This window comes from Paraclostridium dentum (genome assembly GCF_048568265.1).
Taxonomy (GTDB): Bacteria; Bacillota; Clostridia; order Peptostreptococcales; family Peptostreptococcaceae; genus Paraclostridium; species Paraclostridium dentum.
Genome location: NZ_CP183813.1, coordinates 3,101,837 through 3,126,093, shown reverse-complemented (window position 1 = coordinate 3,126,093; position 24,257 = coordinate 3,101,837). Strand labels below are relative to the sequence as shown.

12 protein-coding genes, 46 tRNA genes, 6 rRNA genes, 1 other RNA gene and 1 other annotated feature are annotated in these 24,257 nt (G+C 40.4%); of the genes, 1 reads left to right on the top strand and 64 read right to left on the bottom strand.

Annotated features, from left to right (window positions below):
• Window positions 1-124 precede the first annotated feature (124 nt).
• The 52 genes from ACN6I1_RS14930 to ACN6I1_RS14675 form a co-directional block, all read right to left on the bottom strand.
• Window positions 125-1,626 (bottom strand): 16S ribosomal RNA (locus ACN6I1_RS14930).
• 353 nt (window positions 1,627-1,979) lie between these two features.
• The gene (locus ACN6I1_RS14925) at window positions 1,980-2,393 is read right to left on the bottom strand and encodes a hypothetical protein (protein WP_419742318.1); all 414 of its coding nucleotides are present in this window, start codon (window positions 2,391-2,393) and stop codon (window positions 1,980-1,982) included.
• A gap of 26 nt (window positions 2,394-2,419) precedes the next feature.
• Window positions 2,420-2,671, bottom strand: coding sequence for a DUF2508 family protein (locus tag ACN6I1_RS14920; RefSeq protein ID WP_419742317.1), 252 nt, complete (start codon window positions 2,669-2,671; stop codon window positions 2,420-2,422).
• A 182-nt stretch (window positions 2,672-2,853) separates the two neighbouring features.
• Window positions 2,854-2,929 (bottom strand) — tRNA-Val (locus tag ACN6I1_RS14915).
• A 13-nt stretch (window positions 2,930-2,942) separates the two neighbouring features.
• Window positions 2,943-3,019 (bottom strand) — tRNA-Arg (locus ACN6I1_RS14910).
• Window positions 3,020-3,029: 10 nt separating this feature from the next.
• Window positions 3,030-3,103, bottom strand: a tRNA-Cys gene (locus tag ACN6I1_RS14905).
• 21 nt (window positions 3,104-3,124) lie between these two features.
• Window positions 3,125-3,200: transfer RNA gene (locus ACN6I1_RS14900), tRNA-Lys, on the bottom strand.
• Window positions 3,201-3,208: 8 nt separating this feature from the next.
• Window positions 3,209-3,285, bottom strand: a tRNA-His gene (locus tag ACN6I1_RS14895).
• Between the two features lie 6 nt (window positions 3,286-3,291).
• Window positions 3,292-3,368: transfer RNA gene (locus tag ACN6I1_RS14890), tRNA-Pro, on the bottom strand.
• A 24-nt stretch (window positions 3,369-3,392) separates the two neighbouring features.
• Window positions 3,393-3,469, bottom strand: a tRNA-Ile gene (locus ACN6I1_RS14885).
• 9 nt (window positions 3,470-3,478) lie between these two features.
• A tRNA-Met gene (locus ACN6I1_RS14880) sits at window positions 3,479-3,555 on the bottom strand.
• A gap of 8 nt (window positions 3,556-3,563) precedes the next feature.
• A tRNA-Phe gene (locus ACN6I1_RS14875) sits at window positions 3,564-3,639 on the bottom strand.
• 3 nt (window positions 3,640-3,642) lie between these two features.
• A tRNA-Ser gene (locus tag ACN6I1_RS14870) sits at window positions 3,643-3,731 on the bottom strand.
• Window positions 3,732-3,733: 2 nt separating this feature from the next.
• A tRNA-Lys gene (locus ACN6I1_RS14865) sits at window positions 3,734-3,809 on the bottom strand.
• 12 nt (window positions 3,810-3,821) lie between these two features.
• Window positions 3,822-3,897: transfer RNA gene (locus ACN6I1_RS14860), tRNA-Gln, on the bottom strand.
• A 7-nt stretch (window positions 3,898-3,904) separates the two neighbouring features.
• Window positions 3,905-3,981 (bottom strand) — tRNA-Arg (locus ACN6I1_RS14855).
• A 13-nt stretch (window positions 3,982-3,994) separates the two neighbouring features.
• Window positions 3,995-4,069, bottom strand: a tRNA-Gly gene (locus ACN6I1_RS14850).
• 10 nt (window positions 4,070-4,079) lie between these two features.
• Window positions 4,080-4,163 (bottom strand) — tRNA-Leu (locus tag ACN6I1_RS14845).
• Between the two features lie 14 nt (window positions 4,164-4,177).
• Window positions 4,178-4,262 (bottom strand) — tRNA-Tyr (locus ACN6I1_RS14840).
• Between the two features lie 4 nt (window positions 4,263-4,266).
• Window positions 4,267-4,341 (bottom strand) — tRNA-Thr (locus tag ACN6I1_RS14835).
• Window positions 4,342-4,345: 4 nt separating this feature from the next.
• Window positions 4,346-4,421 (bottom strand) — tRNA-Asn (locus ACN6I1_RS14830).
• 31 nt (window positions 4,422-4,452) lie between these two features.
• Window positions 4,453-4,528, bottom strand: a tRNA-Asn gene (locus tag ACN6I1_RS14825).
• A gap of 16 nt (window positions 4,529-4,544) precedes the next feature.
• Window positions 4,545-4,621, bottom strand: a tRNA-Asp gene (locus ACN6I1_RS14820).
• 5 nt (window positions 4,622-4,626) lie between these two features.
• A tRNA-Val gene (locus ACN6I1_RS14815) sits at window positions 4,627-4,702 on the bottom strand.
• A 10-nt stretch (window positions 4,703-4,712) separates the two neighbouring features.
• Window positions 4,713-4,786, bottom strand: a tRNA-Gly gene (locus ACN6I1_RS14810).
• A 9-nt stretch (window positions 4,787-4,795) separates the two neighbouring features.
• Window positions 4,796-4,870 (bottom strand) — tRNA-Glu (locus ACN6I1_RS14805).
• A gap of 14 nt (window positions 4,871-4,884) precedes the next feature.
• Window positions 4,885-4,960, bottom strand: a tRNA-Met gene (locus ACN6I1_RS14800).
• Between the two features lie 14 nt (window positions 4,961-4,974).
• Window positions 4,975-5,063: transfer RNA gene (locus tag ACN6I1_RS14795), tRNA-Leu, on the bottom strand.
• Window positions 5,064-5,077: 14 nt separating this feature from the next.
• Window positions 5,078-5,151, bottom strand: a tRNA-Cys gene (locus ACN6I1_RS14790).
• Window positions 5,152-5,155: 4 nt separating this feature from the next.
• Window positions 5,156-5,232 (bottom strand) — tRNA-His (locus ACN6I1_RS14785).
• A gap of 7 nt (window positions 5,233-5,239) precedes the next feature.
• Window positions 5,240-5,316: transfer RNA gene (locus tag ACN6I1_RS14780), tRNA-Pro, on the bottom strand.
• Between the two features lie 32 nt (window positions 5,317-5,348).
• A tRNA-Ile gene (locus tag ACN6I1_RS14775) sits at window positions 5,349-5,425 on the bottom strand.
• Window positions 5,426-5,441: 16 nt separating this feature from the next.
• Window positions 5,442-5,518: transfer RNA gene (locus ACN6I1_RS14770), tRNA-Met, on the bottom strand.
• 8 nt (window positions 5,519-5,526) lie between these two features.
• A tRNA-Phe gene (locus tag ACN6I1_RS14765) sits at window positions 5,527-5,602 on the bottom strand.
• Between the two features lie 3 nt (window positions 5,603-5,605).
• Window positions 5,606-5,694 (bottom strand) — tRNA-Ser (locus ACN6I1_RS14760).
• A 2-nt stretch (window positions 5,695-5,696) separates the two neighbouring features.
• A tRNA-Lys gene (locus ACN6I1_RS14755) sits at window positions 5,697-5,772 on the bottom strand.
• A 12-nt stretch (window positions 5,773-5,784) separates the two neighbouring features.
• Window positions 5,785-5,860, bottom strand: a tRNA-Gln gene (locus ACN6I1_RS14750).
• A gap of 7 nt (window positions 5,861-5,867) precedes the next feature.
• Window positions 5,868-5,944, bottom strand: a tRNA-Arg gene (locus ACN6I1_RS14745).
• 14 nt (window positions 5,945-5,958) lie between these two features.
• Window positions 5,959-6,042: transfer RNA gene (locus ACN6I1_RS14740), tRNA-Leu, on the bottom strand.
• Window positions 6,043-6,056: 14 nt separating this feature from the next.
• Window positions 6,057-6,141, bottom strand: a tRNA-Tyr gene (locus tag ACN6I1_RS14735).
• A 4-nt stretch (window positions 6,142-6,145) separates the two neighbouring features.
• Window positions 6,146-6,220, bottom strand: a tRNA-Thr gene (locus ACN6I1_RS14730).
• A gap of 4 nt (window positions 6,221-6,224) precedes the next feature.
• Window positions 6,225-6,300: transfer RNA gene (locus ACN6I1_RS14725), tRNA-Asn, on the bottom strand.
• Between the two features lie 16 nt (window positions 6,301-6,316).
• Window positions 6,317-6,393 (bottom strand) — tRNA-Asp (locus ACN6I1_RS14720).
• A 5-nt stretch (window positions 6,394-6,398) separates the two neighbouring features.
• Window positions 6,399-6,474 (bottom strand) — tRNA-Val (locus ACN6I1_RS14715).
• Between the two features lie 12 nt (window positions 6,475-6,486).
• Window positions 6,487-6,560 (bottom strand) — tRNA-Gly (locus ACN6I1_RS14710).
• Window positions 6,561-6,569: 9 nt separating this feature from the next.
• Window positions 6,570-6,644 (bottom strand) — tRNA-Glu (locus ACN6I1_RS14705).
• 14 nt (window positions 6,645-6,658) lie between these two features.
• Window positions 6,659-6,734 (bottom strand) — tRNA-Met (locus tag ACN6I1_RS14700).
• A gap of 14 nt (window positions 6,735-6,748) precedes the next feature.
• A tRNA-Leu gene (locus ACN6I1_RS14695) sits at window positions 6,749-6,837 on the bottom strand.
• 5 nt (window positions 6,838-6,842) lie between these two features.
• A 5S ribosomal RNA gene (gene rrf, locus ACN6I1_RS14690) occupies window positions 6,843-6,959 on the bottom strand.
• A gap of 138 nt (window positions 6,960-7,097) precedes the next feature.
• Window positions 7,098-10,012: ribosomal RNA gene (locus ACN6I1_RS14685) — 23S ribosomal RNA — on the bottom strand.
• Window positions 10,013-10,157: 145 nt separating this feature from the next.
• A 16S ribosomal RNA gene (locus ACN6I1_RS14680) occupies window positions 10,158-11,659 on the bottom strand.
• Together the 16S, 23S and 5S rRNA genes with 45 tRNA genes alongside form the textbook arrangement of a ribosomal RNA operon.
• A 304-nt stretch (window positions 11,660-11,963) precedes the next feature.
• The gene (locus ACN6I1_RS14675; protein WP_085283844.1) at window positions 11,964-12,194 is read right to left on the bottom strand and encodes a glutaredoxin family protein; all 231 of its coding nucleotides are present in this window, start codon (window positions 12,192-12,194) and stop codon (window positions 11,964-11,966) included.
• Between the two features lie 184 nt (window positions 12,195-12,378).
• Between ACN6I1_RS14675 and ACN6I1_RS14670 the strand changes: the two genes are divergently transcribed.
• Window positions 12,379-13,584 (top strand): MGDG synthase family glycosyltransferase, encoded by a 1,206-nt coding sequence (locus ACN6I1_RS14670; protein ID WP_220797234.1) that lies wholly within the window; start codon window positions 12,379-12,381, stop codon window positions 13,582-13,584.
• Between the two features lie 56 nt (window positions 13,585-13,640).
• Here ACN6I1_RS14670 and ACN6I1_RS14665 read toward each other — a convergent pair whose 3' ends face one another.
• The 12 genes from ACN6I1_RS14665 to ACN6I1_RS14610 form a co-directional block, all read right to left on the bottom strand.
• Entirely contained in the window at window positions 13,641-13,868 is a 228-nt protein-coding gene (locus ACN6I1_RS14665; protein ID WP_021428135.1) for a hypothetical protein, read from the bottom strand.
• A 153-nt stretch (window positions 13,869-14,021) separates the two neighbouring features.
• A complete protein-coding gene (gene recR / locus ACN6I1_RS14660; protein ID WP_024619992.1) occupies window positions 14,022-14,621 on the bottom strand; it encodes a recombination mediator RecR in 600 nt (199 codons plus the stop codon).
• Window positions 14,622-14,632: 11 nt separating this feature from the next.
• Window positions 14,633-14,974, bottom strand: a complete 342-nt coding sequence (locus ACN6I1_RS14655; RefSeq protein WP_021428128.1) for a YbaB/EbfC family nucleoid-associated protein — start codon at window positions 14,972-14,974, stop codon at window positions 14,633-14,635.
• 65 nt (window positions 14,975-15,039) lie between these two features.
• Window positions 15,040-16,689, bottom strand: a complete 1,650-nt coding sequence (dnaX, locus tag ACN6I1_RS14650) for a DNA polymerase III subunit gamma/tau (protein ID WP_419742316.1) — start codon at window positions 16,687-16,689, stop codon at window positions 15,040-15,042.
• A gap of 145 nt (window positions 16,690-16,834) precedes the next feature.
• An RNA gene (gene ffs / locus ACN6I1_RS14645) (signal recognition particle sRNA large type) lies at window positions 16,835-17,099 on the bottom strand.
• A gap of 23 nt (window positions 17,100-17,122) precedes the next feature.
• Window positions 17,123-17,215, bottom strand: a tRNA-Ser gene (locus ACN6I1_RS14640).
• Entirely contained in the window at window positions 17,216-17,671 is a 456-nt protein-coding gene (locus ACN6I1_RS14635; protein WP_021428132.1) for a nucleoside deaminase, read from the bottom strand.
• A 218-nt stretch (window positions 17,672-17,889) separates the two neighbouring features.
• Window positions 17,890-19,173 (bottom strand): serine--tRNA ligase, encoded by a 1,284-nt coding sequence (gene serS, locus ACN6I1_RS14630; RefSeq protein ID WP_419742315.1) that lies wholly within the window; start codon window positions 19,171-19,173, stop codon window positions 17,890-17,892.
• Window positions 19,174-19,297: 124 nt separating this feature from the next.
• Window positions 19,298-19,518: a binding site (T-box leader), on the bottom strand.
• A gap of 81 nt (window positions 19,519-19,599) precedes the next feature.
• Window positions 19,600-20,463, bottom strand: coding sequence for a mechanosensitive ion channel family protein (locus ACN6I1_RS14625; protein ID WP_419742314.1), 864 nt, complete (start codon window positions 20,461-20,463; stop codon window positions 19,600-19,602).
• Window positions 20,464-20,628: 165 nt separating this feature from the next.
• The gene (locus tag ACN6I1_RS14620; protein WP_419742313.1) at window positions 20,629-20,850 is read right to left on the bottom strand and encodes a hypothetical protein; all 222 of its coding nucleotides are present in this window, start codon (window positions 20,848-20,850) and stop codon (window positions 20,629-20,631) included.
• Between the two features lie 246 nt (window positions 20,851-21,096).
• Window positions 21,097-21,213 (bottom strand): 5S ribosomal RNA (gene rrf / locus ACN6I1_RS14615).
• A gap of 60 nt (window positions 21,214-21,273) precedes the next feature.
• A 23S ribosomal RNA gene (locus tag ACN6I1_RS14610) occupies window positions 21,274-24,178 on the bottom strand.
• Window positions 24,179-24,257 lie beyond the last annotated feature (79 nt).

Here is a 24,257-nt window from a genome sequence, read left to right as displayed (position 1 = left end):
TTAAAGAGTTTTCTTCTCTTATAATTGGTTTATTTAATCATCACTAAATGTTATGCAGTTTTCAAAGTACTAATTTTGAGAACAATAAGCTCTCAAAATTAAACAGTAGGTAATTACTCCTTAGAAAGGAGGTGATCCAGCCGCACCTTCCGATACGGCTACCTTGTTACGACTTCACCCCAGTCATTGGTTTCACCTTCGACGGCCGCTTCCTAAAAGGTTAGCTAACCGGCTTCGGGCGCCCCCAACTTCCATGGTGTGACGGGCGGTGTGTACAAGACCCGGGAACGCATTCACCGCAGCATTCTGATCTGCGATTACTAGTAACTCCAGCTTCATGTAGGCGAGTTTCAGCCTACAATCCGAACTGAGAATGGCTTTAAGGGATTAGCTCCACCTCGCGGCTTGGCAACCCTCTGTACCACCCATTGTAGCACGTGTGTAGCCCTAAGCATAAGGGGCATGATGATTTGACGTCATCCCCACCTTCCTCCGAGTTATCCTCGGCAGTCCCTCTAGAGTGCCCAACTTAATGCTGGCAACTAAAGGCAAGGGTTGCGCTCGTTGCGGGACTTAACCCAACATCTCACGACACGAGCTGACGACAACCATGCACCACCTGTCACCACTGTCCCCGAAGGGAAATCTCCGATTAGGGAGAGGTCAGTGGGATGTCAAGCTTAGGTAAGGTTCTTCGCGTTGCTTCGAATTAAACCACATGCTCCGCTACTTGTGCGGGTCCCCGTCAATTCCTTTGAGTTTCACTCTTGCGAGCGTACTTCCCAGGCGGAGTACTTAATGCGTTAGCTGCGGCACCGAGGGGGGTAACCCCCGACACCTAGTACTCATCGTTTACGGCGTGGACTACCAGGGTATCTAATCCTGTTTGCTCCCCACGCTTTCGTGCCTCAGTGTCAGTTACAGTCCAGAGAGCCGCCTTCGCTACTGGTATTCCTCCTAATATCTACGCATTTCACCGCTACACTAGGAATTCTACTCTCCTCTCCTGCACTCAAGTTCTCTAGTTTCAAAAGCTTACTACGGTTGAGCCGTAGCCTTTCACTTCTGACTTAAAAAACCACCTACGCACCCTTTACGCCCAGTAATTCCGGATAACGCTAGCCCCCTACGTATTACCGCGGCTGCTGGCACGTAGTTAGCCGGGGCTTCCTCCTCAAGTACCGTCATTATCTTCCTTGAGGACAGAGCTTTACGACCCGAAGGCCTTCATCGCTCACGCGGCGTTGCTGCATCAGGCTTTCGCCCATTGTGCAATATTCCCCACTGCTGCCTCCCGTAGGAGTCTGGACCGTGTCTCAGTTCCAGTGTGGCCGATCACCCTCTCAGGTCGGCTACTGATCGTTGCCTTGGTAAGCCATTACCTTACCAACTAGCTAATCAGACGCGGGTCCATCCTGTACCGCCGGAGCTTTGATACAAAAGCCATGCGACTTTCATATATTATCCCGTATTAGTATACCTTTCGGTATGTTATCCGTGTGTACAGGGCAGGTTACCCACGCGTTACTCACCCGTCCGCCGCTCTCTCCGAAGAGATCGCTCGACTTGCATGTGTTAGGCACGCCGCCAGCGTTCATCCTGAGCCAGGATCAAACTCTCAAATATAATTTAAAAAGTTGTCCATCGCTCAGCTAATCATTATCTGAATATCTGGCTTGGTTGTTTGTGTTTAATTCTTAAAAAAAGAATTTTTATAATTAACCTACTGTTTAATTTTCAAAGTTCATTTTTATTTTGCCCTTTTCTTAAGGACAAGTAATACTATACCATCTTAATTTAACATCGTCAACACTTTTTTAAAATTTAATTTTATTTTTTTATTATTTTTGAGTTTTATGTTGAAATTTACACATAATACAGTGTTTTTAATATTATATTATTTAAATAAAAATAACATAATATTATAATTAAAGTAGTCATTTAAAATCATAGACCACTTTAATTATTAAATTTATGAATTAATCAACTTGACTTAATAATCTTTTAGTTATATCTCTTAGTTTCATTTCTCCAACTTCTTCATGAGTTATTGCCACAACAGCTTTTATTCTATCTTCTGAATTATCCCACTTATATGATCTAACATTAAGAATAGCTCCTTCTGGCATTAATTCTTCTAAATCTACACCGATTTCATCTGCTAAAGTCATATATTCATCAAATAAATCTTCTGTTTCCATTTCACTTAATTCATATTCTTCTTTTATTATTTCATTTAACTCTTCAATATCTACACTAATTTGGAATGCAATAATATCTTCTCTTTTAGATCCTTTGCTTAAATCTTTATCCACTCTAAATGGACTTTCATTCTCTATTAATGATTTAATTTCTTCACTATCTACAATTTCATTACCGAATAATATGTACATATATAATTCTCCTCATCCTGTGTTAATTATTTAGCCAATGATTCAATTAAACACTCTTCCAAAGAATTTTTAATTCCTTTTTCTTTTGCAACCCTTATTAAATATGAGTATTTTGATTTTTTAGCTTCTAAATCATATATAGCTACATCAACTAACTCAGGGTCATTTACAAATTGAAAAAAATTCTCCGCATGTTTAATTTCTAATTGTGCTGCCTTTATTTCTTTTATAATTTTTTTATTCTCTATATCATATTTTAAAGTTTTTTTTCTAGGCATAAAAATTCCTCCAACAAATTTATTATTTACCTAGAATCTTGCCAAAAATAACTTTAGATATACCTATCTATGTCTTTTTAATGTATATATTACATCTTTAATCTTATTTTGACAATAGATAAAGCTTTCCTAAAATTAGCAATAAAAAAACATCTAATTTATTCAAATTAGATGTTTTACACTGGTGGGATTAACAGGGCTCGAACCTGTGACCCCCTGCTTGTAAGGCAGGTGCTCTCCCAGCTGAGCTATAATCCCGTATATTTATTTATGGTGCGCCCAAAGGGACTCGAACCCCTAACCTTCTGATTCGTAGTCAGACACTCTATCCAGTTGAGCTATAGGCGCATTATTATATTGGAGGCGACACCCAGATTCGAACTGGGGATCAAGGAGTTGCAGTCCACTGCCTTACCACTTGGCTATGTCGCCATTTTTCAATATATAAAAAAATGGTGATCCATCCGCGACTCGAACGCGGGACACCCTGATTAAAAGTCAGGTGCTCTACCGACTGAGCTAATGGATCAACTTTTATGGGGTGGATAATGAGAGTCGAACTCACGACCTCCAGAGCCACAATCTGGCGCTCTAACCAACTGAGCTATACCCACCATAATTGGTCGAGGTGGAGGGACTCGAACCCCCGGCCCCATGGTCCCAAACCACGTGCGCTACCAAACTGCGCTACACCTCGAAGTAATTCTTAAAATGATAAAAGTGGTGGACCTTCAGGGACTCGAACCCCGGACCTACCGGTTATGAGCCGGGCGCTCTAACCAACTGAGCTAAAGGTCCACTTTGTATTGGTAGCGGTAACAGGAGTCGAACCTGTGACCTTTCGGGTATGAACCGAACGCTCTAGCCAACTAAGCTATACCGCCACATATTTTGGTGCCCAGAGGCGGAATCGAACCACCGACACGGGGATTTTCAGTCCCCTGCTCTACCGACTGAGCTATCTGGGCATTTGGCGGAGAGGGTGGGATTCGAACCCACGGCCCCTTTCGGAGTCACTGGTTTTCAAGACCAGCTCCTTAAACCACTCGGACACCTCTCCATTGGTGATCCATCCGCGACTCGAACGCGGGACACCCTGATTAAAAGTCAGGTGCTCTACCGACTGAGCTAATGGATCATTTTATTTACTTGGCAGGGGATGCAGGACTCGAACCTACGCATGTAGCAGTCAAAGTGCTATGCCTTACCGACTTGGCGAATCCCCTATGAATGTGGTGAGCGCACAGGGATTCGAACCCCGGACACACGCCTTAGAAGGGCGTTGCTCTATCCAGCTGAGCTATGCACCCACATTATTTTATTTGGAGCGGGAAACGAGATTCGAACTCGCGACTTCAACCTTGGCAAGGTTGCGCTCTACCACTGAACTATTCCCGCATAGTACAATTGGTGCGGATGAAGGGAGTCGAACCCCCACGCCATAGGCGCCAGATCCTAAGTCTGGTGCGTCTGCCAATTCCGCCACATCCGCGCAAATTATTAAGTTGGTGGAGGATGGTGGATTCGAACCACCGAAGTCACTGACAACAGATTTACAGTCTGCCCCCTTTGGCCGCTCGGGAAATCCTCCACGTTGGAGCTAGTGATAGGAATCGAACCTACAACCTGCTGATTACAAGTCAGCTGCTCTACCGTTGAGCCACACTAGCGTATTGGCGGGAATAACAGGACTCGAACCTGTGACCCATTGATTAACAGTCAATTGCTCTACCAACTGAGCCATATTCCCACATTATTAGTTTATTTATTTTTAATTAAGTTGGCGGGAATAACAGGACTCGAACCTGTGACCCATTGATTAACAGTCAATTGCTCTACCAACTGAGCCATATTCCCGCGTATTTAATTATTTTGGCGACCTGGAAGGGACTCGAACCCTCGACCTCCAGCGTGACAGGCTGGCATTCTAACCAGCTGAACTACCAGGCCGCAATTGGTGGGACTAACAGGGCTCGAACCTGTGACCCCCTGCTTGTAAGGCAGGTGCTCTCCCAGCTGAGCTATAGTCCCATATTTATTCTGGAGCGGGTGAAGGGGATCGAACCCTCACAGCCGGCTTGGAAGGCCGGAACTCTACCATTGAGCTACACCCGCATATTTAATTGGTGACCCATAGGGGAATCGAACCCCTGTTACCGCCGTGAAAGGGCGGTGTCTTGACCGCTTGACCAATGGGCCTTATATAATTTTAATGGTTGCGGAGGCAAGACTCGAACTTGCGACCTTCGGGTTATGAGCCCGACGAGCTGCCAACTGCTCCACCCCGCGATGTTTTATTATAATGGTGCCGAAGACCGGAATCGAACCGGTACGAGAGGTAAGTCCCGCAGGATTTTAAGTCCTGTGCGTCTGCCAGTTCCGCCACTTCGGCATTCAATTTTTTTATGGAGGCGACACCCAGATTCGAACTGGGGATCAAGGAGTTGCAGTCCACTGCCTTACCACTTGGCTATGTCGCCTTACTGGGGTGGATAATGAGAGTCGAACTCACGACCTCCAGAGCCACAATCTGGCGCTCTAACCAACTGAGCTATACCCACCATATATTGGTCGAGGTGAAGGGACTCGAACCCCCGGCCCCATGGTCCCAAACCATGTGCGCTACCAAACTGCGCTACACCTCGATATCTAACTAAATAATATTTTAAACAAAAAATGGTGGACCTTCAGGGACTCGAACCCCGGACCTACCGGTTATGAGCCGGGCGCTCTAACCAACTGAGCTAAAGGTCCACATTTGTTTTTATATTGGTAGCGGTAACAGGAGTCGAACCTGTGACCTTTCGGGTATGAACCGAACGCTCTAGCCAACTAAGCTATACCGCCACATATTTTGGTGCCCAGAGGCGGAATCGAACCACCGACACGGGGATTTTCAGTCCCCTGCTCTACCGACTGAGCTATCTGGGCATTTGGCGGAGAGGGTGGGATTCGAACCCACGGCCCCTTTCGGAGTCACTGGTTTTCAAGACCAGCTCCTTAAACCACTCGGACACCTCTCCATTGGTGATCCATCCGCGACTCGAACGCGGGACACCCTGATTAAAAGTCAGGTGCTCTACCGACTGAGCTAATGGATCATTTTATTTACTTGGCAGGGGATGCAGGACTCGAACCTACGCATGTAGCAGTCAAAGTGCTATGCCTTACCGACTTGGCGAATCCCCTATGAATGTGGTGAGCGCACAGGGATTCGAACCCCGGACACACGCCTTAGAAGGGCGTTGCTCTATCCAGCTGAGCTATGCACCCACATTATTTAAATTTGGTGCGGATGAAGGGAGTCGAACCCCCACGCCATAGGCGCCAGATCCTAAGTCTGGTGCGTCTGCCAATTCCGCCACATCCGCGCAAATTATTAAGTTGGTGGAGGATGGTGGATTCGAACCACCGAAGTCACTGACAACAGATTTACAGTCTGCCCCCTTTGGCCGCTCGGGAAATCCTCCACGTTGGAGCTAGTGATAGGAATCGAACCTACAACCTGCTGATTACAAGTCAGCTGCTCTACCGTTGAGCCACACTAGCATATTGGCGGGAATAACAGGACTCGAACCTGTGACCCATTGATTAACAGTCAATTGCTCTACCAACTGAGCCATATTCCCACATATTTGATTATTTTGGCGACCTGGAAGGGACTCGAACCCTCGACCTCCAGCGTGACAGGCTGGCATTCTAACCAGCTGAACTACCAGGCCGCAATTGGTGGGACTAACAGGGCTCGAACCTGTGACCCCCTGCTTGTAAGGCAGGTGCTCTCCCAGCTGAGCTATAGTCCCATATGTTTATTCTGGAGCGGGTGAAGGGGATCGAACCCTCACAGCCGGCTTGGAAGGCCGGAACTCTACCATTGAGCTACACCCGCATATTTAATTGGTGACCCATAGGGGAATCGAACCCCTGTTACCGCCGTGAAAGGGCGGTGTCTTGACCGCTTGACCAATGGGCCTTATATAATTTTAATGGTTGCGGAGGCAAGACTCGAACTTGCGACCTTCGGGTTATGAGCCCGACGAGCTGCCAACTGCTCCACCCCGCGATGTTTTGTTAAAATGGTGCCGAAGACCGGAATCGAACCGGTACGAGAGGTAAGTCCCGCAGGATTTTAAGTCCTGTGCGTCTGCCAGTTCCGCCACTTCGGCACATCACCTAGCTACGTCCTACTCTCCCAGGCAGCTTCCCACCAAGTACCATCGGCGCTAAAGAGCTTAACTTCTGTGTTCGGAATGGGAACAGGTGTATCCTCTTTGCTATAGTAACTAGATTATGTTCTTGTCTTTTGGACAAGTATTATATTAACATTTTTTAATAAAAATGTCAATATTTTTTATAATATTTTGTTAAATATTATATTAGAGTTAATACTCTAAAAACTGAATAACATTTGTAAGATTAAATAATCTTGGTCAAGTCCTCGATCTATTAGTATCGGTAAGCTACATACATTGCTGCACTTACACCTCCGACCTATCAACCAGGTAGTCTTCCTGGGATCTTACCCTTACGGTGGGAAATCTTATCTTGAAGTTGGCTTCGCGCTTAGATGCTTTCAGCGCTTATCCATTCCGTACATAGCTACCCAGCCATGCCCTTGGCAGAACAACTGGTACACCAGAGGTACGTCCATCCCGGTCCTCTCGTACTAAGGACAGGTCTCCTCAAATTTCCTACGCCTGCGACGGATAGGGACCGAACTGTCTCACGACGTTCTGAACCCAGCTCGCGTACCACTTTAATGGGCGAACAGCCCAACCCTTGGGACCTACTACAGCCCCAGGATGTGATGAGCCGACATCGAGGTGCCAAACCTCCCCGTCGATGTGGACTCTTGGGGGAGATAAGCCTGTTATCCCCAGGGTAGCTTTTATCCGTTGAGCGATGGCCCTTCCATGCGGAACCACCGGATCACTAAGTCCGACTTTCGTCCTTGCTCGACCTGTATGTCTTGCAATCAAGCTCTCTTCTGCCTTTACACTCTACGCACGATTTCCGACCGTGCTGAGAGAACCTTTGAGCGCCTCCGTTACTCTTTGGGAGGCGACCGCCCCAGTCAAACTGCCCACCTGACAGTGTCCCAATACCTGATTCAAGGTATCTGGTTAGAATCTCAGTACTACAAGGGTGGTATCCCAAGGATGGCTCCACCAAGACTGGCGTCCTGATTTCATAGCCTCCCACCTATCCTGTACATGTAGCACCAAAATTCAATGTCAAGCTACAGTAAAGCTCCATGGGGTCTTTCCGTCCTGTCGCAGGTACCCGGCATCTTCACCGGGATTACAATTTCACCGAGTCTGTTGTTGAGACAGTGCCCAAATCGTTACGCCTTTCGTGCGGGTCGGAACTTACCCGACAAGGAATTTCGCTACCTTAGGACCGTTATAGTTACGGCCGCCGTTTACTGGGGCTTAAGTTCACTGCTTCGGATAAATCCTAACAGATCCCCTTAACCTTCCAGCACCGGGCAGGCGTCAGCTCCTATACATCGTCTTGCGACTTAGCAGAAACCTGTGTTTTTGGTAAACAGTCGCTTGGGCCTATTCTCTGCGGCCACCTCGGGCGTTAACCCTAACGTGGCACCCCTTCTCCCTAAGTTACGGGGTCATTTTGCCGAGTTCCTTAACAACAGTTCTCTCGCTGGCCTTAGGATACTCTCCTCACCCACCTGTGTCGGTTTGCGGTACGGGCACCTTTAATCTCGATAGAAACTTTTCTCGACAGTGTGAAATCAGCTACTTCGCTACTTAATTTCGCTCCCCATCGTACCCCAGCATTATCATGGCGGATTTGCCTGCCTTGACTGCCTCAGTACTTAGCCACACATAACCAACAGTGTGGTTAGCTTATCCTACTGTGTCATTCCATCTCTCAAACGATTATTGGTGGTACAGGAATCTCAACCTGTTGTCCATCACCTACGCCTTTCGGCCTCGGCTTAGGTCCCGACTAACCCAGGGCGGACGAACCTTCCCCTGGAAACCTTGGGTTTACGGCCCGTGGGATTCTCACCCACGTCTCGCTACTCATGCCAACATTCTCACTCCTATACTGTCCACACGTCCTTACGGTCATGCTTCAGCCTGCATAGGAAGCTCCCCTACCTATCATAAATGATATCGTAGCTTCGGTAGTAAGTTTTAGCCCCGGTAATCTTCGGCGCAGGATCACTCGACCAGTGAGCTATTACGCACTCTTTAAATGAGTGGCTGCTTCTAAGCCAACATCCTGGTTGTCTATGCAATCCCACATCCTTTACCACTTAACTTACATTTAGGGACCTTAGCTGACGATCTGGGCTGTTGCCCTCTCGACTATGAATCTTATTACCCACAGTCTGACTCCCAAGTATAAAATAACGGCATTCGGAGTTTGATAATCTTCGGTAAGCGCAATGCCCCCTAGGATATTCAGTGCTCTACCTCCGTATTTCTCAACCTTGAGGCTAGCCCTAAAGCTATTTCGGGGAGAACCAGCTATCTCCGAGCTCGATTGGAATTTCACCGCTATCCACAAGTCATCCCCGAGCTTTTCAACGCTCGTGGGTTCGGACCTCCACGAAATTTTACTTTCGCTTCATCCTGCTCATGGATAGGTCGCTCGGTTTCGGGTCTACGACAGCAAACTTAACGCCCATTTAAGACTCGCTTTCACTACGGCTCCATACCTTAAGTACTTAACCTAGCTTACTATCGTAACTCGTTGGCCCGTTCTACAAAAAGTACGCGGTCACACATATAAAGTGCTTCCACAGCTTGTAAGCGCAGGGTTTCAGGTTCTATTTCACTCCCCTCCCGGGGTTCTTTTCACCTTTCCCTCACGGTACTATGCGCTATCGGTCACTAAGTAGTATTTAGCCTTGGAGGATGGTCCCTCCTGCTTCCCACAGGGTTTCACGTGTCCCGTGGTACTCTGGATCATATCTAAAGAATTATCGTTTCAACTACGTGGCTATTACACTTTATAGCGGAGCTTTCCAACTCTCTTCGTTTACGATGACCTCTTGTTTATGATATGTCCGCAACCCCAGCGAAGAAAACTTCACTGGTTTGGGCTATTCCGCGTTCGCTCGCCGCTACTTACGGAATCGAATTTCTTTCTTTTCCTCCGGGTACTTAGATGTTTCAGTTCCCCGGGTTCCCCTCACTAAGCTATGTATTCACTTAATGATACTTAGACATTACTCTAAGTGAGTTTCCTCATTCGGAAATCTTCGGATCAAAGTTTACGTGCAACTCCCCGAAGCTTATCGCAGCTTATCGCGTCCTTCATCGGCTCTTAGTGCCAAGGCATCCGCCCTGCGCCCTTAATAACTTGACCAGTTATTAAAAGTGTTATTTTTTAAAGAGTTTTCTTCTCTTATAATTGGTTTATTTAATCATCACTAAATGTTATGCAGTTTTCAAAGTACTAATTTTGAGAACAATAAGCTCTCAAAATTAAACAGTAGGTAATTACTCCTTAGAAAGGAGGTGATCCAGCCGCACCTTCCGATACGGCTACCTTGTTACGACTTCACCCCAGTCATTGGTTTCACCTTCGACGGCCGCTTCCTAAAAGGTTAGCTAACCGGCTTCGGGCGCCCCCAACTTCCATGGTGTGACGGGCGGTGTGTACAAGACCCGGGAACGCATTCACCGCAGCATTCTGATCTGCGATTACTAGTAACTCCAGCTTCATGTAGGCGAGTTTCAGCCTACAATCCGAACTGAGAATGGCTTTAAGGGATTAGCTCCACCTCGCGGCTTGGCAACCCTCTGTACCACCCATTGTAGCACGTGTGTAGCCCTAAGCATAAGGGGCATGATGATTTGACGTCATCCCCACCTTCCTCCGAGTTATCCTCGGCAGTCCCTCTAGAGTGCCCAACTTAATGCTGGCAACTAAAGGCAAGGGTTGCGCTCGTTGCGGGACTTAACCCAACATCTCACGACACGAGCTGACGACAACCATGCACCACCTGTCACCACTGTCCCCGAAGGGAAATCTCCGATTAGGGAGAGGTCAGTGGGATGTCAAGCTTAGGTAAGGTTCTTCGCGTTGCTTCGAATTAAACCACATGCTCCGCTACTTGTGCGGGTCCCCGTCAATTCCTTTGAGTTTCACTCTTGCGAGCGTACTTCCCAGGCGGAGTACTTAATGCGTTAGCTGCGGCACCGAGGGGGGTAACCCCCGACACCTAGTACTCATCGTTTACGGCGTGGACTACCAGGGTATCTAATCCTGTTTGCTCCCCACGCTTTCGTGCCTCAGTGTCAGTTACAGTCCAGAGAGCCGCCTTCGCTACTGGTATTCCTCCTAATATCTACGCATTTCACCGCTACACTAGGAATTCTACTCTCCTCTCCTGCACTCAAGTTCTCTAGTTTCAAAAGCTTACTACGGTTGAGCCGTAGCCTTTCACTTCTGACTTAAAAAACCACCTACGCACCCTTTACGCCCAGTAATTCCGGATAACGCTAGCCCCCTACGTATTACCGCGGCTGCTGGCACGTAGTTAGCCGGGGCTTCCTCCTCAAGTACCGTCATTATCTTCCTTGAGGACAGAGCTTTACGACCCGAAGGCCTTCATCGCTCACGCGGCGTTGCTGCATCAGGCTTTCGCCCATTGTGCAATATTCCCCACTGCTGCCTCCCGTAGGAGTCTGGACCGTGTCTCAGTTCCAGTGTGGCCGATCACCCTCTCAGGTCGGCTACTGATCGTTGCCTTGGTAAGCCATTACCTTACCAACTAGCTAATCAGACGCGGGTCCATCCTGTACCGCCGGAGCTTTGATACAAAAGCCATGCGACTTTCATATGTTATCCCGTATTAGTATACCTTTCGGTATGTTATCCGTGTGTACAGGGCAGGTTACCCACGCGTTACTCACCCGTCCGCCGCTCTCTCCGAAGAGATCGCTCGACTTGCATGTGTTAGGCACGCCGCCAGCGTTCATCCTGAGCCAGGATCAAACTCTCAAATATAATTTAAAAAGTTGTCCATCGCTCAGCTAATCATTATCTGAATATCTGGCTTGGTTGTTTGTGTTTAATTCTTTAAAAAAGAATTTTTATAATTAACCTACTGTTTAATTTTCAAAGTTCATTTTTGTTTTGCCCTTTTCTTAAGGACAAGTAATACTATACCATCTTAATTTAACATCGTCAACACTTTTTTTAAATTTAATTTTATTTTTTATTTAGAAATTTAAACTTTCTTTGTTAAGCTTTCCAATTGCTGATGTTTTTTATTCATATATTATATATTTTTTTATATTTATATATGTTTTTATAATTCTAATAAACTGTCTATTCTAGTTTTATCAAAACCTAAAACATGATTTCCATCTATAAGTAAAACTGGCACAGACATATATCCAAGTTTTATAAGAGTTTTTCTATTTTCGTCATTCCCAGATATATTATATTCAGTATAATTTATGTTTTTTTCTTTTAAATACTTTTTTAATTCAATACATTGTTTACATTTATCACTACTAAAGATTTCTATTTTTTTCATGCTTTTTTCACTTCTCCTACTTTCTTTTTTAAAATACCACTCTTGTATTTTTGTTTTACATATATTAGATTAGTATTAAATATTAAGTGTAATATGTCAATACTGTGTTTCAAATAATTAATATTATTCGTAAGTTTATATAAATATAAAATATTTATAAAGCTAATTTTAGGAGGGTTCTAATATGAGCAAGAAAGTATTAATTATGTCCGCATCTACAGGTGGTGGCCATAATAGAGCAGCTAGAGCTATTGAAGAAGAACTGATAAAAAAGACACTTGACGGGGAAAACATAGAATGTAAAATCATAGATAGTTTAAAACTTGTAAATACTACTATGGATAAGATTATATCTAGAGGATATGAAAAATCTGCTATTTATACACCTAATGCATATGGTAAAGTTTATAGATTTTCTGAAACTGGACTTGTTTCTAAAAATGAGTTTAAAGGAAATATGATAACAACTTTTATGGCTAAACGTTTTAGAAGATTACTTTTAGATGAGCAACCAGATCTAATAATAGGAACTCATCCTTTTCCTATGATAGCACTTAGTACTTTAAAGAAACAATGTAGCACTAATAGCAATCCCGTATTTCACACTAGCTTTAACGATAATTTTAATAATCATTTTAACAATGAAAATTTTCCTACACTTATTTCAGTATTAACTGATTATACAACTCATTCTACATGGATACAGCATGAGTTAGATTACTATGTTGTAGGACATGAATATGTTAAAGAGCTTCTTATTTCAGAAGGTGTTGATGGAGATAAAGTTAAGCCTCTTGGAATTCCAGTTGAAAAATCATTCTTACAACATAGAAGTAGAGAGACAGTTTTATCTGAATTAGGTTTTGATCCTGAAAAATTAACAGTTCTTCTTATGGGCGGCAGTTTTGGGGCTGGGAATATGAAAGAAACATTCGAAGAAATGCTCGATATAGATAGAGATTTCCAAATTTTAGTTATAACAGGCAGAAATGAATCTCTGAAAGAAAAACTTTCAAAAAAATTAGAAAATCATATAACTAGTAAAACAGTACATATTTTAGGATTTACAGATAAAATGAATGATATTTTAGCTTCTATCGATATACTTGTTACAAAGCCAGGTGGACTTACAACAACAGAAGCTCTATTAAAAGATGTTCCTATGATAGTTCCATACTATATACCTGGTCAAGAAGAGGAAAATTTAGATTTCTTATGTAATTGTGGTTCTGCACTTAGGACAACTAAAAAATATACTTTATCCGTACTATTAAAAGTAATAATAGATGATCCTTCTAGACTTGAACTTCTTAAAAAAAATATTAAATCAATTAGAAAATTTAATTCCTCTCAAAACATAGCTAATCTTATAGAGGGCGAATTATCATAATATAATAAAAACTGTAGATATAATATCTACAGTTTTTTTATCTATTCTATAAAAACCTAGTACCTAGGTTCATAAAAATCTTCTTCATAGTCATATTGATAATTTTTATAATTATTCTTAAAACTACTCTCTTTTGATTTAAAGGCTTTTTTACTTTTCTTTTTTATAAGAACACTCATATCATCATCCTCTGTGTATTTTAATTTATCTTTCGATGATTTTAGTTTCTTATTTCTTTTTTCTTTCATAGCATTGTACTCTTCAAAATTCATAGCTGATTTCATTTTGCACCCCTATTAAAATTTTTAATAAAATTATACAACACCATCATTCAAACTTCAATATTTTCAATATAAATTTTATAAACCAAAATCTTGTAAAAAACGACATCGAATTTAATACAAAAATAAAAAAAATCGAGAATAAAATCTCGATTTTTATATTTCTCTTCTTCCTTCTAGAGCTTTAGTTATTGTAACTTCATCGGCATACTCTAAATCTCCACCTACTGGTAATCCATGAGCAATTCTAGTAACTTTTATTCCCATAGGTTTTAAAAGCCTTGCTATATACATAGCTGTAGCTTCACCTTCTATAGTTGGGTTTGTTGCCATTATAACTTCTCTTACTTCTTGATTTCCTAATCTCTGTATAAGTTCTTTAACTCTTATCATATCTGGACCTATACCATCCATAGGAGAAATTACTCCATTTAATACATGGTATTGACCATGGAATTCTTTTGTTTTTTCCATAGCTGCTACATCTCTAGGATCTTCAACTACACATATAGTACCACTGTCCCTATTTTTATTGGAACACATGCTACATGGATCTTTATCTGTTATATTATAGCAAATAGAACAGTATTTTATTTCTTTCTTAGCTTCTACTATAGCCTTAGATAAAGCTTCTACATCATTCATATTCATATTAATAACGTGAAAAGCTAATCTCTGTGCAGTTTTTCTTCCAACTCCAGGAAGCTTAGAAAATTCTTCTATTAGCCTTGAAATAGGCCCTGAATAAGTTTGCATCTAATCACCTACTAGAATAACCCAGGAATATTCATTCCTCCAGTTAATTTATTCATTTGTGAAGATTGCATATCATCAACACTTCTTAATGCTTCATTAACAGCACTTAATACTAGGTCTTGAAGCATTTCTATATCATCTGGATCTACAACTTCAGGTTTTATTTGAATATCAACAACTTCTTTCTTACCGTTAACTTTAACTGTAACAGCTCCTCCTCCAACAGAAGTTTCGATTTCTTTTGTTTCTAAATCTTCTTGCATCTTTTGCATATCAGTTTGCATTTTTTGAGCTTGTTTTAATAATTGGTTCATATTTCCAGGCATCATTCCTGGGAATCCTTTTTTAGCCATATATAAATTCCTCCTTAATTATCCTTTTTATTTAATATGCTATTATTATATCATATTCGTATTTATTATTTAATTTCATTTTCATTTATACTTTGCTTAATATCTATTATTTCTTTAGGAAAAACAGATTTTAATATTTCTTCGCCTTTATCCTTTTGTTCTTTTTCTATTTCTAGTTTTATATTCTTTGACTCTGACTTTAAGATTATTTTTATACCGAAACTTCTATTCAGTATTTTTCTTATTACACTCTCTATATAATTTCTAGTTTTTTCATCACTTAATTTATTTTTTGCAAATGCAAAGTTATCATCAAATACTATATATAAGTTATTTGCACTTACATTAAATTCTTTTGCCTCTCTTAAAATAGCATATACAGGCATATTTTTATCTTTCTTTATATGAGTAAGTATATTTTCCCAAGATTTCTCTATTAACTCAACATCTTCACTTTTAACTTCTTCGTAAAAAACTTCTTCCTCAGCTTCAACTTCATTTTTTTCAGAAGTATCTTTAGTTTCTTTTTTATTTTCTATCTCAACATTATTATTTATATTTATTTTTCCACTTTTTATAACCTCTTCTAAATTAGATATTCTTTTTAAAAGAGATTCTTTGCTTTCATCAAACATTGGTTGAGATAATTTCATTATACTAACCTCTGCCAATACTCTAGGGTTTGAAGACACCTTAATCGCATCCTGAGTTGTTGATAGTATATTAAGAATCCTAATAATATCATTGACCTCTATTGTACTTGCCTGTGCTTTTAACTGTTCAACTATTTCTTCTGGTAAAGAAATTATTTCATCTAAATCACTAGACACCTTGCACACCATTAAGTTTCTAAAATGATCTATTAAATCATCTATCAAGTTCTTTATATCTTTACCCCATACTACAAACTCATTCAATATCTCTAAACATTTCTTTGTATCCTCTTTTATAACGTACTCTGCCATTTCAAATAGTTGCTCTATATTTACTGTTCCCAATAAATCCACAACATCTTTGTATTCTATATCATTTTCACTAAATGACATACATTGATCTAATATACTAAGCGCATCTCTAAGTGCACCTTGAGAGTTTCTTGCTATTAAATTTAAAGCTCTGTCATCTACAACTACATTTACATCATCGCATATTTCCTTCATTCTAGTAGACATATCTTTAACTGTAACTCTTTTAAAATCAAATCTTTGACATCTAGATAAAATTGTAGCAGGTATTTTATGAGGTTCTGTTGTTGCTAATATAAATATTACATATGAAGGTGGCTCTTCAAGTGTTTTTAAAAGTGCATTAAATGCACCTTGAGATAGCATATGCACCTCATCTATTATATAAACCTTATATTTACATTTTGCTGGAGTATATTTTACATTTTCTCTAATTTCTCTTATATCATCAACACTATTATTTGATGCTGCATCTATTTCTATAACATCCATAATGTTATCACTTAGTATATCTTTACAAACTTCACATTCATTACAAGGCTCTTCATCTACAGAGTTTTTGCAATTTAAAGCTCTTGCAAAAATCTTTGCAGTTGAGGTTTTCCCTGTACCTCTAGTTCCACAAAATAAATATGCATGTCCTACATTATTATTTTGGATCTGGTTTTTTAAAGTTCTGATTATATGTTCTTGTCCTACAACGTCTTTAAATGTTTGAGGCCTGTAGGCTCTATACAACGCCTTATGCATAATTTATCTCTCCTTAATTCTAAAATCCCGATATTTTATTATATACCAATTAAAACAAATATTATCTATTTCAGTATAAATCAATTATATATTTTTTTATATTAAAAAAATCCCTCATACAAGGGATTTTATTTTTATATTAAAGCTGTGCACCATCTATTGACTTACTATCATAGGCGTTACCTAAACAGTTAGCTCGACTTAGGCACCCCCGCGGCACACGAAAGGATTCACTTACCGTTGCTTCCTTCCGGATCTGGCGGAGTTTATGAGCTTCCGTTGCGCAGGACCTAAGTGTCAACACCACTTATTTAGGGCAGCCCTACAATATATAAGCCTCTAGATGGAATTCAACCCTGCTATAGCGGATTGCAGGTTACAGGACACCGCTACCTTCCCGTCTAGCACAGCAAACTTATAACCATAATTTTTTTGGCGGAGAGAGTGGGATTCGAACCCACGATACGGTTTTACCCGTATACTCACTTTCCAGGCGAGCGCCTTCGACCAACTCGACCATCTCTCCTTACTGTCGCTTTCTTAACTCTTTAAAAAACTTTTGTAATACATCTGAACATTCTTCTTTTAATATATCAAATGTTACATCTATATTGCAAGTATTAAAGTAGTCAACTTTGAATTCATGTTGCTTTTCTATATTTAAGTTTTTTATATGCTTAGTCCCTATTATAAGTTTTTTTATCCTTGATTGAACTATAGCTCCACTACACATTATACATGGTTCCATAGTAACATACAAGTCGCAATTTATAAGTCTCCATCCACCTAAGTAATCTGAAGCCTTTCTTATTGCTAATATTTCAGCATGGGCTGTAGGATCATTTAATGTTTCAGTTAGATTATGCGCTCTAGCTATAATTTCACCATTCCTCACTATGACTGCACCTATGGGTGTCTCGCCTTTTCCATAAGCTTTATATGCTTCTTTAATTGCTTCACTCATATAAAACGATTTGTCCATGCTTCCTCCTAAAACCTATAACATCTTTAATATTACCATAATTAAATTTATAATTCAACTTAAATTTTAACCCATATTCTAATATAATTCTACAAATTTAATGTTATTTTTAATACATTTTTTGTTAAATCTAAAGTGATTTTTGATTATGAATTTTTAAAATAAATAGGAAGCTTAATATGTAAGCTCCCTATTTAGATAAGTAAGATTTTTAAATCTTATAATTCATCTTTCTTTATAACATCAACACCCATGTATGGTCTTAATGCTTCAGGAACTACTACAGACCCATCAGCTTGTTGATAGTTTTCTAATATAGCAGCTAAACATCTTCCTACTGCTAATCCTGATCCATTTAATGTATGAACATATTCAGCTTTTGCTTTCTTATCTCTCTTGAATCTTATTCCAGCTCTTCTAGCTTGGAAATCTTCAAAGTTTGAACAAGAAGAAATTTCAACATATCTGTTATAACTTGGCATCCATACTTCTAAATCGTATTTAAATGCAGCTGTAAATCCTAAGTCTCCTGTACATATTCTTACAACTCTATATGGTAATCCTAACATTTGTAACATAGTTTCAGCATCATTTGTTAATTTTTCTAATTCTTCATAAGATTCTTCTGGCTTAACAAACTTAACTAATTCAACTTTATTGAATTGATGTTGTCTTACTAATCCTCTTGTATCTCTTCCTGCTGATCCTGCTTCAGATCTGAAACATGGAGTATATGCACAATATTTTACTGGTAAATCATCTGCTGATAATATTTCATCTCTGTGTATATTTGTTACAGGAACCTCTGCAGTTGGTATTAAGAAGTAATCAAGACCTTCTAATTTGAACATATCTTCTTCGAATTTAGGAAGTTGACCTGTTCCTATAAAACTAGCTCTATTTGCCATAAATGGAGGTAATACTTCTGTGTATCCATGCTTTTCAGTATGAGTATTTAAGAAGAAGTTTATTAATGATCTTTCAAGTCTAGCTCCTAAACCTCTGTATAAAGTAAATCTTGATCCTGTTATTTTACCTGCAGTTTCAAAATCTAATATACCTAATCCTGTTCCTATATCCCAGTGAGCTTTGTTTTCAAAGTCAAACTTAGTAGGATCTCCCCAAGTTCTAATTTGTACATTATCTTCATCTGTTGTTCCTTGTGGAACATCTGGGTGAGGAACATTAGGAATTCTCATTAAGTTATATTCCATTTTTTCTTCTACTTCTTTAACTTTCTCATCAAATCCTTTTATCTTCTCAGATAATTGCTTTAACTTAGCTTTTGCTTCTGTAACATCTACACCTTCTTTTATTAATTGAGGTATTTTCTTTGATTCTACATTTAATTCATTTTTCATAACTTCAACTTCTTGAAGTAATTCTCTTCTCTTATTATCTAATTCTACAACTATATCAAGGTCGAATTCTTTTTCTCCTCTTATTTCCATTGCTTTTTTTATTTCATCTAAATTTTCTCTTATTCTTTTTATATCTAACATTTGTCTTCCTCCTATAGAATATTTTTATATTTTAAAATAAAATAACGTTACCCCTAATGATGTAATAGTGATTTTATTTCAATTTTTTGATTTTTTGTATAAAAAAAGACCCTCGTACCCCTTAAAAAGGGACGAAAGTCTGTTATCCGCGTTGCCACCCTAGTTGTTTATATTTATAAAATATAAACCTCTCAATCCTGTAACGTAGGTATACGACTAATCTTACTATTATTTTCCGATTAGTAGCTCAGGAATGGATTCAAAAACCATTGTAATGAGTTCTCACCAACCACTCACTCTCTGAATACAAACTTGCTTTTTACTATTTTCCGTCTTCGCCATATTCTTTGTTCTATTTGTAAATCATTATATTATATATATTATCAACTTTCAATACTAATATTCAAAAAAGTTTTATTATTTTTATTATTTTTTTATATCTTCCTCACAATTTTTATAATATATAACTCTTGAAGGGAAAGGTATTTCAATATTGTTCTCATCAAATTTAGATTTAACCTTCTCCATTACATCAAAGTATACACTCCAGTAATCATCAGTCTTTACCCATGGTCTTGCTACTATTTGCATAGCATTTTCACCTAATGTATTTAGTCCAATTATAGGTTCTGGATCTCTTAATATTCTGTTATCTTCTTTAAAAATTTTTGCTAATACATCTTTTACAACTTTTATATTTGTATCGTAAGATACACTAAATGAAAAATCTATTCTTCTTTTTTCCTGATGTGTGTAATTAATTATATTATCACTAGTTAACTTAAAGTTTGGTACTATGATGGCTTTATTATCAGGAGTTTTTAGTATTGTGCTAAAAATTTGTATATCAGCAACAGTTCCTTCAACTCCAGATCCACCTATATAATCTCCTGTTTTAAATGGTTGGAAAAATAAAATTATCATACCTGCACCTAAATTTGATAGTATTTCTTTAAATGCTAAACCTAATGATAAACCAATAACTCCTATCAATGATACCATAACTGTCATAAAAGATTGTACCGGGAAATTAATTATATCTAAACATGTCATAATTACCATAAGAACACTAGCACCATAAATAGCATATGATGCAAAATTAGCTACTCCTCTTTCGACATTGTATTTAAGTATAATGTTTTTGCTATATCTTTTTAACCATTTGCAAGCATATAACCCTACAACAAGAAATATAATTGCATATATTAATTTAGGTCCACTGTTTTTAACTGCATGAAAAAAAGTTTCTATAGTTTTTTGAGATACCTGCGTTGTACTTCCACTAATCATCGACTCACTCTCCTAACTTGCTGTCTTTATTTTAAATATATATTAATATTTTTTCCTCTTTGATTTATGTATCTCTAATTATTTTACAATATTTTTTCAATTAAATGCAATTTTTATAATGTATATATTTATATAAAATAAAAAAAGCTATGAAAATTCATAGCTTTAAATTCTTTCACATGAGTTCATCGAATGACAATCTAATATTTTTTTTACAAAACTATCAAGATCCTGTATCTTACTACTATCTGCTAAATCAATTTTTATATTCATCATCTCATCATTTATTGGTCCTTGAGAAATTGAATTAATCTTTAGATTATTTTCTTCAGCTAAATTTATTAAATCTAGAATACTCCCTCTATTAACTTCTATACTAAACTTCATTTTTATCTACCCCTTTTTAGTATCTTTTAATAAAGAATATTCAAGCTGTATTTAAATTATTACACTTTGTACATTTAAATTAAATCTCATACCGTATAAGCATAATTCTTCTTTATTTTCTACAACAAAAAGTGGTTGATATTTAATTTGCAGCGAAGTGGTCATTCAAAGCATCTTCTCAGCTTTATGACCCAAGCACAAACTAAACATCAACCACACTACAATTTCCATAAAATAAAAAAGATTACGCGGCTACGTCCTACTCTCCCAGGCAGCTTCCCACCAAGTACCATCGGCGCTAAAGAGCTTAACTTCTGTGTTCGGAATGGGAACAGGTGTATCCTCTTTGCTGTAATAACCGCATAATCTTTATTTAGAGTTAGTACTCTAAAAACTGAATAACATTTGTAAGATTAAATAATCTTGGTCAAGTCCTCGATCTATTAGTATCGGTAAGCTACATACATTGCTGCACTTACACCTCCGACCTATCAACCAGGTAGTCTTCCTGGGATCTTACCCTTACGGTGGGAAATCTTATCTTGAAGTTGGCTTCGCGCTTAGATGCTTTCAGCGCTTATCCATTCCGTACATAGCTACCCAGCCATGCCCTTGGCAGAACAACTGGTACACCAGAGGTACGTCCATCCCGGTCCTCTCGTACTAAGGACAGGTCTCCTCAAATTTCCTACGCCTGCGACGGATAGGGACCGAACTGTCTCACGACGTTCTGAACCCAGCTCGCGTACCACTTTAATGGGCGAACAGCCCAACCCTTGGGACCTACTACAGCCCCAGGATGTGATGAGCCGACATCGAGGTGCCAAACCTCCCCGTCGATGTGGACTCTTGGGGGAGATAAGCCTGTTATCCCCAGGGTAGCTTTTATCCGTTGAGCGATGGCCCTTCCATGCGGAACCACCGGATCACTAAGTCCGACTTTCGTCCTTGCTCGACCTGTATGTCTTGCAATCAAGCTCTCTTCTGCCTTTACACTCTACGCACGATTTCCGACCGTGCTGAGAGAACCTTTGAGCGCCTCCGTTACTCTTTGGGAGGCGACCGCCCCAGTCAAACTGCCCACCTGACAGTGTCCCAATACCTGATTCAAGGTATCTGGTTAGAATCTCAGTACTACAAGGGTGGTATCCCAAGGATGGCTCCACCGAGACTGGCGTCCCGATTTCATAGCCTCCCACCTATCCTGTACATGTAGCACCAAAATTCAATGTCAAGCTACAGTAAAGCTCCATGGGGTCTTTCCGTCCTGTCGCAGGTACCCGGCATCTTCACCGGGATTACAATTTCACCGAGTCTGTTGTTGAGACAGTGCCCAAATCGTTACGCCTTTCGTGCGGGTCGGAACTTACCCGACAAGGAATTTCGCTACCTTAGGACCGTTATAGTTACGGCCGCCGTTTACTGGGGCTTAAGTTCACTGCTTCGGATAAATCCTAACAGATCCCCTTAACCTTCCAGCACCGGGCAGGCGTCAGCTCCTATACATCGTCTTGCGACTTAGCAGAAACCTGTGTTTTTGGTAAACAGTCGCTTGGGCCTATTCTCTGCGGCCACCTCGGGCGTTAACCCTAACGTGGCACCCCTTCTCCCTAAGTTACGGGGTCATTTTGCCGAGTTCCTTAACAACAGTTCTCTCGCTGGCCTTAGGATACTCTCCTCACCCACCTGTGTCGGTTTGCGGTACGGGCACCTTTAATCTCGATAGAAACTTTTCTCGACAGTGTGAAATCAGCTACTTCGCTACTTAATTTCGCTCCCCATCGTACCCCAGCATTATCATGGCGGATTTGCCTGCCTTGACTGCCTCAGTACTTAGCCACACATAACCAACAGTGTGGTTAGCTTATCCTACTGTGTCATTCCATCTCTCAAACGATTATCGGTGGTACAGGAATCTCAACCTGTTGTCCATCACCTACGCCTTTCGGCCTCGGCTTAGGTCCCGACTAACCCAGGGCGGACGAACCTTCCCCTGGAAACCTTGGGTTTACGGCCCGTGGGATTCTCACCCACGTCTCGCTACTCATGCCAACATTCTCACTCCTATACTGTCCACACGTCCTTACGGTCATGCTTCAGCCTGCATAGGAAGCTCCCCTACCTATCATAAATGATATCGTAGCTTCGGTAGTAAGTTTTAGCCCCGGTAATCTTCGGCGCAGGATCACTCGACCAGTGAGCTATTACGCACTCTTTAAATGAGTGGCTGCTTCTAAGCCAACATCCTGGTTGTCTATGCAATCCCACATCCTTTACCACTTAACTTACATTTAGGGACCTTAGCTGACGATCTGGGCTGTTGCCCTCTCGACTATGAATCTTATTACCCACAGTCTGACTCCCAAGTATAAAATAACGGCATTCGGAGTTTGATAATCTTCGGTAAGCGCAATGCCCCCTAGGATATTCAGTGCTCTACCTCCGTATTTCTCAACCTTGAGGCTAGCCCTAAAGCTATTTCGGGGAGAACCAGCTATCTCCGAGCTCGATTGGAATTTCACCGCTATCCACAAGTCATCCCCGAGCTTTTCAACGCTCGTGGGTTCGGACCTCCACGAAATTTTACTTTCGCTTCATCCTGCTCATGGATAGGTCGCTCGGTTTCGGGTCTACGACAGCAAACTTAACGCCCATTTAAGACTCGCTTTCACTACGGCTCCATACCTTAAGTACTTAACCTAGCTTACTATCGTAACTCGTTGGCCCGTTCTACAAAAAGTACGCGGTCACACATATAAAGTGCTTCCACAGCTTGTAAGCGCAGGGTTTCAGGTTCTATTTCACTCCCCTCCCGGGGTTCTTTTCACCTTTCCCTCACGGTACTATGCGCTATCGGTCACTAAGTAGTATTTAGCCTTGGAGGATGGTCCCTCCTGCTTCCCACAGGGTTTCACGTGTCCCGTGGTACTCTGGATCACATCTAAAGTCTTCTCGTTTCAACTACGTGGCTATTACACTTTATAGCGGAGCTTTCCAACTCTCTTCGTTTACGATACCTCTTTGTTGATGATGTGTCCGCAACCCCAGCGAAGAAAACTTCACTGGTTTGGGCTATTCCGCGTTCGCTCGCCGCTACTTACGGAATCGAATTTCTTTCTTTTCCTCCGGGTACTTAGATGTTTCAGTTCCCCGGGTTCCCCTCACTAAGCTATGTATTCACTTAATGATACTTAGACATTACTCTAAGTGAGTTTCCTCATTCGGAAATCTTCGGATCAAAGTTTACGTGCAACTCCCCGAAGCTTATCGCGTCCTTCATCGGCTCTTAGTGCCAAGGCATCCGCCCTGCGCCCTTAATAACTTGACCAGTTATTAAAAGTGTTATTTTTTAAAGAGTTTTCTTCTCTTATAATTGGTTTATTTAATCATCACTAAATGTTATGCAG

Coding starts and splice junctions, on each gene's coding strand:
- ACN6I1_RS14925 (WP_419742318.1), bottom strand. CDS start 2,393: ATGTACATATTATTCGGTAATGAAATTGTAGATAGTGAAGAAATTAAA.
- ACN6I1_RS14920 (WP_419742317.1), bottom strand. CDS start 2,671: ATGCCTAGAAAAAAAACTTTAAAATATGATATAGAGAATAAAAAAATT.
- ACN6I1_RS14675 (WP_085283844.1), bottom strand. CDS start 12,194: ATGAAAAAAATAGAAATCTTTAGTAGTGATAAATGTAAACAATGTATT.
- ACN6I1_RS14670 (WP_220797234.1), top strand. CDS start 12,379: ATGAGCAAGAAAGTATTAATTATGTCCGCATCTACAGGTGGTGGCCAT.
- ACN6I1_RS14665 (WP_021428135.1), bottom strand. CDS start 13,868: ATGAAATCAGCTATGAATTTTGAAGAGTACAATGCTATGAAAGAAAAA.
- recR (WP_024619992.1), bottom strand. CDS start 14,621: ATGCAAACTTATTCAGGGCCTATTTCAAGGCTAATAGAAGAATTTTCT.
- ACN6I1_RS14655 (WP_021428128.1), bottom strand. CDS start 14,974: ATGGCTAAAAAAGGATTCCCAGGAATGATGCCTGGAAATATGAACCAA.
- dnaX (WP_419742316.1), bottom strand. CDS start 16,689: ATGCATAAGGCGTTGTATAGAGCCTACAGGCCTCAAACATTTAAAGAC.
- ACN6I1_RS14635 (WP_021428132.1), bottom strand. CDS start 17,671: ATGGACAAATCGTTTTATATGAGTGAAGCAATTAAAGAAGCATATAAA.
- serS (WP_419742315.1), bottom strand. CDS start 19,173: ATGTTAGATATAAAAAGAATAAGAGAAAATTTAGATGAAATAAAAAAA.
- ACN6I1_RS14625 (WP_419742314.1), bottom strand. CDS start 20,463: ATGATTAGTGGAAGTACAACGCAGGTATCTCAAAAAACTATAGAAACT.
- ACN6I1_RS14620 (WP_419742313.1), bottom strand. CDS start 20,850: ATGAAGTTTAGTATAGAAGTTAATAGAGGGAGTATTCTAGATTTAATA.